The sequence below is a fragment of the Paraburkholderia sediminicola genome, from assembly GCF_902859805.1.
Classification (GTDB): domain Bacteria; phylum Pseudomonadota; class Gammaproteobacteria; order Burkholderiales; family Burkholderiaceae; genus Paraburkholderia; species Paraburkholderia sediminicola.
On sequence record NZ_CADIKC010000020.1, the window covers coordinates 47,164 to 58,248 of the forward strand.

Genomic DNA, 11,085 nt, shown 5'->3' on the forward strand with positions numbered 1-11,085 from the left:
CATGAACGCTACGGCACCTGTTGCACTGTCGGTCAAGAACATCCATAAGTCGTTCGGCGACCACCACGTGCTCAAAGGCATTTCGCTCGACGCCCATCAAGGCGATGTGATTTCAATTCTCGGCGCGAGCGGCTCCGGCAAGAGCACGTTCCTGCGCTGCCTGAATCTGCTCGAAACGCCGGATGACGGTTCGGTGGCGCTCGGCGGCGAAGAGCTGAAAATGAAGCGCCGTGGCGACGGCAAGCTGCAACCGAGCGACCGCCGCCAGGTGGACCGGGTGCGCTCGCAACTGGGCATGGTGTTTCAGAACTTCAATCTCTGGTCGCACATGACGGTGCTGGAGAATCTGATCGAAGGGCCGATGCGCGTGCAAAAGCGCAGCCGCGCCGAATCGGTTGAAGAAGCGGAAGCGCTGCTGGCGAAGGTCGGTCTCGCGGAAAAACGCGCTCACTATCCGGCCCATCTGTCCGGTGGTCAGCAGCAGCGCGTGGCGATTGCGCGCGCTTTGGCGATGCATCCCAAAGTGATGCTGTTCGATGAGCCGACCTCGGCGCTCGATCCCGAACTGGTCGGCGAAGTGCTGCGCGTGATGCGCTCGCTCGCCGAAGAAGGCCGCACGATGCTGGTCGTCACGCACGAGATGGGTTTCGCGCGCCATGTGTCGAATCGCGTGATGTTCCTGCATCAAGGTCAGGTGGAAGCCGACGGTACGCCGGACGAAGTGTTCGTCGAATGCAAGTCGGACCGTTTCCGCCAGTTCGTGTCGAGCCACCAGGATCGCACGACTAACTAACGCCTGTTGATCGGCATTCGCCGGTTACCACTTCATTACTTCACTGGGCAGAGCACCATCATGGCCGTGATCCGTTCCGATCGTCCTCTCGACTGGGCTCAGGTGGCGGCCATCGCCGCCGGCGAACCGCTCGAGCTTTCCGCCGATGCCCGCTCGCGCATCCGGGCGGCGCGCGTGCTGGTTGAGCAGATCGTCGAGCGCGGGATTCGCGCGTATGGCGTGAATACCGGCGTCGGCGCGTTGTGCGACGTGATCGTGTCGCCGCTCGAACAGCGCACGCTGTCGCGCAACATCCTGATGAGTCATGCGGTCGGCGTAGGCGCGCCGCTCGGTGTTGCCGAGACCCGCGCGATCATGGCCGCGGCCGTCAACAATTTTGCACACGGGCATTCGGGGATTCGCCTCGAAGTCGCGGATCAACTGGTCGCGCTGCTCAATGCCGATTGCCTGCCGGAGGTGCCGGCGTTCGGCTCGGTGGGTTATCTGAGCCATATGGCGCATATCGCGCTCGTCTGCATCGGCGAGGGGCATGTGCGCTATCGCGGTGAGCGTCTCAAAGGGCGAGACGCGCTGCAACTGCTCGGTCTCGAACCGCTGGTGCTCGAAGCGAAGGAAGGTTTAAGCCTGATCAACGGCACGCCCTGCGTGACGGGTCTCGCCGCGTTGGCGCTGGCGCGCGCCGCGCGTTTGCTCGACTGGACTGATCTGGTTTCCGCGATGAGCTTCGAGAATCTGCGCGGTCAACTCGCGGCCTTCGACGAAGACTCGCTGGCGCTGCGCATTTCGCCGGGCCTGAACCTGGTCGGCGAACGCATGCGTACGGCGCTCGCCGATAGCGGCATTCTTGCCGCAGTGGTCGGCCAGCGCACGCAAGATCCGCTGAGCATGCGGACTATTCCGCACGTACATGGCGCCGCGCGCGACGTGCTCACCGGGACCGCCGACGTGGTCAACCGCGAACTCGCGTCGATTACCGACAACCCGATCGTCGCCGGCACGCCGGAAAACCCGCGCGTCTATTCGCAGGCGCACGCGGTGGGGGCGTCGATCGCACTGGCGATGGACAGCCTCGCCACCGCAATCGCGCAAGTCGCGGCGATGGCCGAGCGGCGCCTCGACCGTCTCGTCAATCCGCTCGTGAGCGGCTTGCCGGCGTTTCTGGCGGAGCCGGGCGGCACCTGTTCGGGCTTCATGATCGCGCAGTACACGGCGGCCTCGCTGGTCGCGCAGAACCGGCGCCTCGCGATGCCCGCGAGTCTGGATGGTGGCATTACGTCCGGCCTGCAGGAGGACCACCTGTGCCATGCCACGCCCGCTGCGCTGAAAGCGTTGGAGATCGTCGACAACGCCGGGCGTATCGTCGCCATCGAATTGCTGGCGGCGGCGCAAGCCTACGATCTGCAAAGCATCGACGCACCGCGCGCGCCGCACACGGATGCGCTCTGGCAACGCATCCGCCGCGCTGTGCCGACCTATCGCGACGATCGGCCGCTCGCTGACGACATGAGCATCGCGTTTCGCATCATCGCCGATGAAACGCCGCCGCCGCTGCCAAACCCGGGTAATATTCGGCCCGGGCCGGAGGCTTCAGTCAACGGCGCAGCGCTTGCCGCATTGGCGAACGTGACGAGCGTGGGCGCCACAGGCAAGCTCGACGCCGACGCGGCAGCCAACGACGGGCGGGCAACTGCCCACGCAGGTTGACGACGCTCGTTGCTGCAATGGCGCGGCCGGCTCGAATGGATAGATTCGAATTGATGGATTCGGATTAATGGATTCGAATTGATGGAGACAGAGCTGGTGAGCGGGCTTACCCGCCGGTGAACCAGCCTAACGTGTACCACCCGCGTACCACCCACGAGGTCGACGTGAACACTATTACAAACGCGCAAACCGCAGACACGCAGGACCGCCCGGGTCGCACCGCCGAGACACCCGCCAAGGCGATGCCCGCCTATGAGCAGATCAAGCGCTATGTGATCAGGCGCATCAGCGAGGGTGACTGGAAGCCCGGCGGCCTGATCCCATCCGAAACGGAGCTGGTTAAAGAGTTCGGCGTCGCGCGCATGACGGTTTCGCGTGCGCTGCGTGAGCTCACCACCGAACGCGTGCTGACGCGCGTGCAAGGTTCCGGCACGTTCGTTGCGCCGCAGCGCTACGAATCCACGGTGCTGGAAATCCGCAATATCGCCGACGAAATCGCCGCGCGCGGCCATCGTCATTCCGCGCGCGTGCTGACGCTCGAACCCAGCGACGATCCGCATGCGCTCGAAGCGCTCGGCCTCGCCAACGGCCCGGCGTTTCACTCGTGCATTGTGCATAGCGAAGAGGGCGAGCCGATCCAGTACGAAGATCGCTACGTCAATCCAAAGGTGTTCCCCGAGTACCTGGAGCAGGACTTCACTGTCGAGACGCCGAATCACTACATGGTGCGGCTCGCGCCGATCCAGCGCGCGGAGTTTCGTATCTATGCGCAGAAGCCCGACGCGTACGTGCGGCGGCATCTGATGATGGATATCGGCGAGCCTTGCCTGCAGCTATGGCGCCGCACATGGGTCGGTGATGATGTGGCGACGTCGGTGCAACTGTGGCATCCGGCATCGCGCTTCCATCTGGCGGGCAACGTCTGAGTGGAGGCAAGCGGGCGAGGGCCCGGCGTTCGCGCCGCTAGCCCTGCCGTTGCGACAGATCCGGTGTGAATCGGCAACCCAGCCGATACCGCGAGCCCGGATGCACGAAACGCGCGAACGTGACCGCCACGCCGCTCGTCCACGTGCGGCGCATCAGCGTCAGGCACGGCTCATCGGCACGAATTTCCAGCCACTCGGCTTCGGCGCGCGTCGGCAGACCCGCATCGACGACATGCTCGACGTCGTGCGCCGGTACGGTCTCGTACAGATACTCGGACGGCCTCGTCGTGGAGAAATCCTGCTTCAGGAAATCCGGCGCCGTGACCGGATTGACGTAGCGGTCTTCGAGCTGCACCGGCAGACCGTTCTCGCGATGCACGCAAATCACATGAAACACGGAAGCGCCGGGTGCAAGCCCTAAAGCGTTCGACACGGTCACCGGCGCGGTTTCGCGTTGCGAGAGGACGGTGTCGTAGCTGTATTCGTGACCGCGCGAGCGGATCTCATCGCCGATATGGGCGATCATCAGCAACGTCGATTGCGGCTTGGATTGTGCGACGAACGTGCCGACGCCGGACACGCGGGTGACGAGGCCTTCATCGGCGAGCTCGCGCAGCGCGCGGTTCACCGTCATGCGCGACACGCCTAACGTCGCGACCAGGTCCAGCTCGGACGGCAGACGGTCGCCCGCTTGCCGCTCGCCCGATTCGATGATCTGGCGGATGTGATTCTTGACCTGTTCGTAGCGGGCGGCCGGTGCGTCGGCCACCACGCGCGCGGTTTTCATCGCCGCGGCGGGCGGGGTGTCGGGCGTTTTGCTGCGGACGGTGGAGGACATCGGCGGCCCTTGCGCTACAGTCCGTGTGAACTGCACGAGCCAGCCGAATCAGGAGGGCATTGGCGCGAGTTCATACCGGCTCCGCATCATCCGGACCGCGCGCCCAGAAGGCGTTGCGGTCTAAGTAGTTTTGCAGGAACTGCCGCAAACGCGGCTGCCCGGCATCGTGGAAGACTTCGCGCGGCTTGCCTTGCACGGCGATGCGCCCCTGGTCGATGAACATGACCTTATCGGCGACCTGCGCGGCAAAGCCCATTTCGTGCGTGACCACGGCCATCGTCATGCCGTCGCGCGCGAGCTGTTTCATCACTTGCAATACTTCGCCAACCAGCTCGGGATCGAGCGCCGAGGTCGGCTCATCGAACAGCATGATGTGCGGCTCCATCGCCAGCGCGCGGGCAATTGCAACGCGCTGCTGCTGGCCGCCCGAGAGTTTCGACGGGTAGGCATCGCCCTTATGCGCGAGGCCGACGGTTTCCAGCATCGCATTGGCGCGGCGGCGCGCTTCGTCGCGTGACAGATTGCGCACGCGCAGCAACGCTTCCATCACATTGCCGAGCGCTGTCATATGCGGCCACAGATTGAATTGCTGAAACACCATGCCGACGTTGCGCCGCACGCGATTGATCTCGTTTTGCGACGCTCGCACACGTTTTCCATTGCGCTCGCTATAGCCGAGCAGTTCGCCTTCGATGCGCACATCGCCCTGGTCGTAAGTTTCGAGCGCGGCGAGGCAGCGCAGAAGCGTGCTCTTGCCCGAGCCCGACGGGCCGATGATGCAGACCACTTCGGAGCGGGCGATCTCGAGATCGACGCCACGCAGTACTTCGACTTCGCCAAAGCGCTTGCGTAGATCGCGCACTTCGATCAGCGGCGCGCCGGGTGGCGTATCGAAGGCAGCAGTGGAAGTGGAAGACGGCATGTCGGCGATAGCGTTCATAAGATGGTCCGGATTCCGTTCATGCCATGAAGCGCGCGATGCGGGTTTCGGCCCACATGCCCGCGCGCGAGGTCAGTTCGACCAGTGCGAGATAGCACACGCACAGCACCAGTAGCGTTTCGACAAAAGCGAAGGTGGCCGAACCGATGCCGGTCAGGACGAACGTGAGTTCGGGGACGGTGACGATCGACAGCACCGCAGTTTCCTTGCTCAGCACGATAATCAGATTGGTCAGCGCAGGCACGATCAACACCAGCATTTGCGGCACCTGAATGCGCAGGACGGCTTGCCAGCGCGTGAGTCCGAGGCAGGACGCCGCTTCGAGATGACCCGCCGGCACCGATTGGAAACCGGAGCGGAAGGCCTCGGCGAAATACGCACTGCCATAGAGGCCCAAGCCGAGCACACCGGCTGTCATCGGTTCGAGCGTGAGGCCGAAAGACGGGCCGCCGTAGTACAGCAAAAACAGTTGCACCAGAAATGGCGTGCCGCGAAACAGTTCGATATAGAAGCGCAAGACGCCGCGCACCCAGCGTCCGCAAAAGAGCTGCAGCACGGCGATCAGAAAGCCGATCAGAATACCGATCGCGACGCCCGCGGCCCAGGTGCCGAGCGTGGTCGCGAGACCGGCGGCAATCGGCTGCAGGTTGTGCGTGATGACAGTGGGGTCGAGCTTTTGCATGGCCTATTTCAGTCTCACGCTCAAGGTGGGTCAGGCGTGCTGCAAACGGTATTCGGCGGCATGCGCGACGAGCGCCAGCGTGCCGCAGATCACGAAGTAAATCAGCCCGGCTGCGACGTAGGCTTCGAGCGGCCGATAGGTGCTGGCCGCGATGTTCTGCGCAGTGCGCGTCAATTCGGCCACGCCCACCACCGAAATCAGCGAAGAAGCCTTGATCAGCAGCACCATTTCGTTGACGAGCGAAGGCAGCGTCAGGCGAAACGCCTGCGGCACCAGAATGCGCCGCAGCATATCGAGCGGTGACAGCCCGAGAATGCGCGCGGCTTCCAGATGCCCTGGCGGAATGCTGAGAAAGCCGCCGCGCAGAATCTCGGCGATATAGGACGCGGAACACAGCGACACGGCGCTGATCGCCGCGACGATGGGCGATACGTTGATCCCGGCGAACGGCAGCAGGTAATACACCAGCAGCAGTTGCACCAGCATCGGCACCCCGCGAAAAAAGAACACATAGGCGCCGCCGAACATGCGCGCCCAACGTTTCGGGGAGAGACGTGCCGCACACACGCCGATCGCGACGAAGAAACCGATCAGGAGTCCCGTCAGCGAAATGCCGATGGTGGCGAGTGCCGCATGCAGCAGCAGCGGCAGGCCCTGGAGGAAGACGGTCGTACTGAACATAAGCGTCTCACCCGCTAGATCAATGCATCAATAGTTCGGCGCCGGCATCGTCGTAGGCGCATCCATTGCGACACCGAACCACTTTTTCTGCAAGGTCGCGAGGCGCCCGTCGTTGTGCATTTTCACGAGCGCGGCGTTGAAGGCGTCGGCGAGCGGCTTGCTGTCCGCGTCTTTACGCAGGCAGTAAGCAAAGTACACCTTTGCGCCAAACGGCGGCTGCACCACGGCGAAGGTTTCAGGGCGTTGTTTGGCGACGTACGCGATATTGGTCATCGAGTTCGCGACCGCTGCGATGCGGCCGGCGGCGAGATCGGCGTAGGCCTGATTGTTGTCGACGTATTCGCGGATTTCAGGCGGTTTCGGCAAGGTGGCGACGTAGGCCTTCAACTGATCGAGCTGGGCCGAGCCTTTGCCCGCGCCGACCGTCTTGCCGGCGATATCCGACGATTGCTTGACGGCGGAGTCGTTGGCGCGCTTGAGCAGCGCGTCGGTGGCGTCCGCGATTGGCAGCGTGTACGTGTAGCGTTCCATGCGCGCCTTCGTGACCGTCAGCGGGCCGCCCACCATATCGAACTTGCCGGCTTCGAGACCCGGCAGCACGCTCGGCCACGGCAGGTCGATGAAGCGCACCTTCACGCCCATTTCCTTACCGACCTCAGCGAACAGGTCCTTATTGAAGCCCGCTTGCTGGCCGTTTTCAAGGAAGTCGAACGGCGCGAACTGCATCTCGGTGCCCACCACCAGTTCGCCTGCTTTCTTCACTTTGGCGAGTTGGTCTTCCGCGTGAGCGGTGACGCTTGCCGCGCACAACGCTAGCATAATCAAACGACACTTCCAGCCTGCAAGGATGCTCATGGGATTCTCCGGTTGGCAAAGCGGTGTCGCGCGAAAGCGGTTCGTCAGCAGGGACCGGCGCGAGTCATGCGATGCAGTATATACCGCAGTTTTCGTGCGAAATAAATAAACTCGCGAGTAGAGAAAAGCCCTTACGTGAAGGCGTGCAAAGCAACTTGCGAGTCCGCTTTTGGCGGTATATACAACTGGAATGCACGAGGCGCGCGAACCTGTCGCGAATGATTCATCAGCCTCTTTCGTCGGTTGAATTGACTAGCCCATCAGGGAGCAACGCAATGCCCGTGACCCGCATTCCGATCATCGACCTTGCCGGCGTGCGTGCCGGCGACCCGCAGGCTTTGACGCGCGTGGCGCACGAAATCCGCGAAGCGTGCACGACGATCGGCTTCTTCTACATTGTCAATCACGGCGTGCCGCAAGCGGCAATCGATGCGGCCGAACAGGCGGCGCGCACGTTCTTTGCGTTTCCGGTGGAGACGAAGCGGCGCGCGGCGGTCAATCAACGGCATCGTGGTTTCAACGCGCTCGGCGACGCCACCATGTATCAGGCCAAGCGCCCCGACTACAAGGAGTTCTTCAGCATCGGCCTGGAGTTGCCTGAGGACGATCCCGATGTGAAGGCCGGACAGGCGCTGCGAGGGCCGAACAACTGGCCGGATTTCATGCCGGAACTGCGGCCTGCGCTCTATGGCTATTACGAAGCGGTCGCCGCATGCGGTGCTGACCTGTTGCGTGCCGTGGCCGTGAGTCTCGGCGTCGACGAACATTTCTTCGCACCGCGCTATACGAAGCGGATGCAGCGCACGCAGATGGTCTACTACCCGCCGCAGCCGCCTCAATCGGACGCGGATCAATTCGGCGTCGCACCGCATACCGACTACGGCTGCATTACCCTGCTATGGCAGGATCGGGTGGGGGGCTTGCAGGTGCGCGAGATCGCCAACGATACGTGGGTCGATGCACCGCCGATCGAGGGCAGCTTCGTGGTGAACGTCGGCGATCTGCTGGCGCGCTGGACCAATGATCGTTTCCGCTCCACCTTGCATCGCGTGATCAATGCGTCGGGGCGCGAGCGCTATTCGATCGCGACGTTCTATGATCCCACGTATGGTGCAACGGTTGACCCGCGCGAACTCGGTACGAGCGATGCCGAACTCAAGTACCAACCGGTCGCCGCGGGTGACTACATCCTCGGGCGAATCAACGATTCGATGGGTTATCGCAAGAAACGGGCAGTTGAAGGAACGCAAGGAACCCCCGCATGACAGATAACAGTTTGGCAAACGGCGCAACCCATAGCGCAGCGCCGCTTTCCGCAACGCTAGACGCGCTGCGCGCCGCGCTCGGCGCCGACGCAGTGCGCGTTGGCGAGCAGATCGGCGAACACGCGATGACCGACTGGACCCGCCACGATCCGACGCGTCCCGCCGCGCTGCTTCTGCCGCGCAGCACGGAAGAAGTTTCGCGCGCGCTGGCCATTTGCCACGCAGCGCATCAACCGGTGGTGCCGCAGGGCGGCATGACCGGACTCGCCGGTGGCGCGATTGCGCGCGCGACGGATATTGCCTTGTCGCTCGAACGGCTCACCGGGGTCGAAGAAATCGATGCAGCGTCGGCCACGCTGACCGTGCGTGCCGGCACGACCTTGCAAACCGCGCAGGAAGCCGCAGCAGAAGCGGGCTTCGAACTCGCCCTCGATCTCGGCGCGCGCGGCTCGTGCCAGATCGGCGGCAATCTGGCGACTAACGCAGGCGGCAATCGCGTGATCCAGTCGGGCACCGCGCGCGATCAGGTGCTCGGTCTCGAAGTCGTGCTCGCCAATGGCGAGGTGCTGACGTCGCTCGGCAAGATGGTCAAGAACAACACCGGCTACGATCTCAAACACTGGTTCATCGGTTCGGAAGGCACGCTTGGTGTGATCACGCGCGCGGTGTTGCGGCTCCATCCGCCACGCGCGGCGCGCCACACGGCGCTCGTCGCTCTCGACGATTACGCCGCCGCCGTGAACCTGCTGCGCCGCCTGTCGACGCGCTTTGGCAACGACATCGGCGCGTTCGAGATCATGTGGCCGGATTTCTACGATTTCGGCGTGAAGCTGACGGGCACGCGCTCGCCATTTGCCGATTCGCACCCGCTCTATGCACTGATCGAACACGCGAGCTTTGACGCAAGTGACGACGGTGAACGCTTCTCCGCCGTACTGACCGAAGCGCTCGATTCAGAGGCGATCCGCGACGCCGTGATCGCGCAATCGGTGGCCGATGTCCGCGCGTTATGGGCGATTCGTGAATGCACCGCGGAGTTTCCGGTGCGGCTCGATCCGATCAACTTCGACGTGAGCCTGCCCATCGGTGAGATCGGCGCCTTCGTCGACCGTTGCCGCGCGGCGCTCGATCAGCGCTGGCCGGGCAACGTGTCGTATTTCTTCGGCCATATCGGCGATTCGAATCTGCATCTCACCGTCGACGGCCATTCGATTCCCGGCGTCGATCATCACGCGGTGTATGCGTTTGTCTACGAGATGCTGGGACCGTTGCGCGGTTCGGTATCGGCGGAACACGGGATTGGTTCGCTCAAGCGGGAGTTCTTGCCGATCTCGCGCTCGCCCGCTGAATTGGCTGCAATGGCCGCGATCAAACATGCACTGGATCCGCACGGCATTCTGAATCCGGGCAAGCTGTTTTGAGCAGGGTGCGCCGCGCGCCAGCGGTTCGCGGGCGTAACGCGCGGCTACGCCCTGGCAGTTTCGTCAATGCGTCGCCACGGAATCCATTCCGGTCGACGTGACCTCCGGTTGCGCAGCGGGTGAGGCGAGATAGTCGAGCAACGCCTTCGCCTCTTTCGGATGCTCCGCGCTCACCGGGATGCCCGCGGCATATCGCGTGATGGATTGCACTGACTCAGGAATCTTTCCGACGAACGTGACGCCCGGCACCGGCAGCAACTCGCTGACCTGCTGGAATCCCACTTCGTAATCGCCATTGGCGACCACCGAGGCGACCGGGATCTTCTGAATCATCTTCGCTTTGGCTTTCACCTGATCCTCGATGCCGAGCTTCCTGAAGAGCTCCCGCTCGATATAGACACCGCTCGCGCTGTCCGAGTAGGCGATCGATCTGACGTGCAGCAAGGTCTCTTTCAGCGCATCGACCGAGCTGATATCCGGTTTCGGCGCACCGCTACGCACGACCATACCGATGCGGGAATCGGCGAGCTCGACGCGCGATCCGGGAATCACCTTGCCTTGCTTGATCAGATCGTCGAGCGCGTAGCCGACCATGATGACGACGTCCGCGTGCTCGCCGCGCTCGAGCCGGTTCGGAATGGCTTCGGGTGATTTGCCCATCGAAGGCCCGAGTATGGTGTCGAGCGTATTGCCCGTCGACGCGGTGAATTTGGGGCCGAGCAGTTTATACGCGGCGGTGAAGCCGCCCGAACTCATGACGTGGAGTTCGGCGGCCTCTACCTGTGCCGTTGCAACGGTGCCGGCCAGCAGCCCGGCAGTCAACATGGTCTGAAAGAAGGTTTTCATCCGGATAAGCGTGGCGGTCTGATGGGAATAAAGGCGTGATCGGCTCACGAGGCCAGACGAGCCGGCCACAAAACGTGGCGGCTCGCCGGCCTTATACATACCACACCTGAACCAGCGCCGGCACAGCGAGCGGC

General features: G+C 63.2%; 11 protein-coding genes. 5 read left to right on the forward strand and 6 right to left on the reverse strand.

Annotated elements, in window-relative coordinates:
- Position 1 precedes the first annotated feature (1 nt).
- The 3 genes from R8871_RS36880 (at position 2) to hutC (R8871_RS36890) (ending at position 3,423) form a co-directional block, all read left to right on the forward strand.
- Positions 2–793, forward strand: a complete 792-nt coding sequence (locus R8871_RS36880) for an ABC transporter ATP-binding protein (RefSeq protein ID WP_115777702.1) — start codon at positions 2–4, stop codon at positions 791–793.
- A gap of 60 nt (positions 794–853) precedes the next feature.
- Positions 854–2,497 (forward strand): HAL/PAL/TAL family ammonia-lyase, encoded by a 1,644-nt coding sequence (locus R8871_RS36885; RefSeq protein ID WP_175054833.1) that lies wholly within the window; start codon positions 854–856, stop codon positions 2,495–2,497.
- Between the two features lie 242 nt (positions 2,498–2,739).
- Positions 2,740–3,423, forward strand: coding sequence for a histidine utilization repressor (gene hutC, locus R8871_RS36890; protein WP_175054865.1), 684 nt, complete (start codon positions 2,740–2,742; stop codon positions 3,421–3,423).
- 37 nt (positions 3,424–3,460) lie between these two features.
- Here the strand turns inward: hutC (R8871_RS36890) and hutC (R8871_RS36895) are convergent, their stop codons facing one another.
- From hutC (R8871_RS36895) to R8871_RS36915, 5 genes are all read right to left on the reverse strand, one after another.
- Complete coding sequence (hutC, locus tag R8871_RS36895) at positions 3,461–4,261, reverse strand: histidine utilization repressor (protein WP_175054834.1); 801 nt, start codon at positions 4,259–4,261, stop codon at positions 3,461–3,463.
- Between the two features lie 70 nt (positions 4,262–4,331).
- Positions 4,332–5,201: an amino acid ABC transporter ATP-binding protein gene (locus R8871_RS36900; protein ID WP_281370277.1), complete on the reverse strand. Its 870-nt coding sequence runs from the start codon at positions 5,199–5,201 to the stop codon at positions 4,332–4,334.
- 19 nt (positions 5,202–5,220) lie between these two features.
- Positions 5,221–5,883, reverse strand: a complete 663-nt coding sequence (locus R8871_RS36905; RefSeq protein ID WP_093646389.1) for an amino acid ABC transporter permease — start codon at positions 5,881–5,883, stop codon at positions 5,221–5,223.
- 30 nt (positions 5,884–5,913) lie between these two features.
- Positions 5,914–6,564, reverse strand: a complete 651-nt coding sequence (locus tag R8871_RS36910) for an amino acid ABC transporter permease (RefSeq protein WP_175054835.1) — start codon at positions 6,562–6,564, stop codon at positions 5,914–5,916.
- 27 nt (positions 6,565–6,591) lie between these two features.
- Positions 6,592–7,419 carry a transporter substrate-binding domain-containing protein gene (locus tag R8871_RS36915; protein WP_175054836.1) on the reverse strand — a complete coding sequence of 276 codons (828 nt, stop codon included), beginning with the start codon at positions 7,417–7,419 and terminating at the stop codon, positions 6,592–6,594.
- Positions 7,420–7,694: 275 nt separating this feature from the next.
- Between R8871_RS36915 and R8871_RS36920 the strand changes: the two genes are divergently transcribed.
- Together R8871_RS36920 and R8871_RS36925 are read left to right on the forward strand one after the other, a co-directional pair.
- A complete protein-coding gene (locus tag R8871_RS36920; protein ID WP_175054837.1) occupies positions 7,695–8,684 on the forward strand; it encodes an isopenicillin N synthase family dioxygenase in 990 nt (329 codons plus the stop codon).
- Entirely contained in the window at positions 8,681–10,105 is a 1,425-nt protein-coding gene (locus R8871_RS36925) for an FAD-binding oxidoreductase (protein ID WP_175054838.1), read from the forward strand. The genes R8871_RS36920 and R8871_RS36925 overlap by 4 nt, the downstream gene beginning before the upstream one ends.
- Positions 10,106–10,168: 63 nt before the next feature.
- On the opposite strand, the gene R8871_RS36930 is transcribed toward R8871_RS36925, so the two are convergent.
- Entirely contained in the window at positions 10,169–10,951 is a 783-nt protein-coding gene (locus tag R8871_RS36930) for a substrate-binding domain-containing protein (protein ID WP_175054839.1), read from the reverse strand.
- Positions 10,952–11,085 lie beyond the last annotated feature (134 nt).

Coding starts and splice junctions, on each gene's coding strand:
- hutC (WP_175054834.1), bottom strand. CDS start 4,261: ATGTCCTCCACCGTCCGCAGCAAAACGCCCGACACCCCGCCCGCCGCG.
- R8871_RS36920 (WP_175054837.1), top strand. CDS start 7,695: ATGCCCGTGACCCGCATTCCGATCATCGACCTTGCCGGCGTGCGTGCC.
- R8871_RS36905 (WP_093646389.1), bottom strand. CDS start 5,883: ATGCAAAAGCTCGACCCCACTGTCATCACGCACAACCTGCAGCCGATT.
- R8871_RS36915 (WP_175054836.1), bottom strand. CDS start 7,419: ATGAGCATCCTTGCAGGCTGGAAGTGTCGTTTGATTATGCTAGCGTTG.
- R8871_RS36910 (WP_175054835.1), bottom strand. CDS start 6,564: ATGTTCAGTACGACCGTCTTCCTCCAGGGCCTGCCGCTGCTGCTGCAT.
- R8871_RS36900 (WP_281370277.1), bottom strand. CDS start 5,201: ATGAACGCTATCGCCGACATGCCGTCTTCCACTTCCACTGCTGCCTTC.
- R8871_RS36925 (WP_175054838.1), top strand. CDS start 8,681: ATGACAGATAACAGTTTGGCAAACGGCGCAACCCATAGCGCAGCGCCG.
- R8871_RS36930 (WP_175054839.1), bottom strand. CDS start 10,951: ATGAAAACCTTCTTTCAGACCATGTTGACTGCCGGGCTGCTGGCCGGC.
- hutC (WP_175054865.1), top strand. CDS start 2,740: ATGCCCGCCTATGAGCAGATCAAGCGCTATGTGATCAGGCGCATCAGC.
- R8871_RS36880 (WP_115777702.1), top strand. CDS start 2: ATGAACGCTACGGCACCTGTTGCACTGTCGGTCAAGAACATCCATAAG.
- R8871_RS36885 (WP_175054833.1), top strand. CDS start 854: ATGGCCGTGATCCGTTCCGATCGTCCTCTCGACTGGGCTCAGGTGGCG.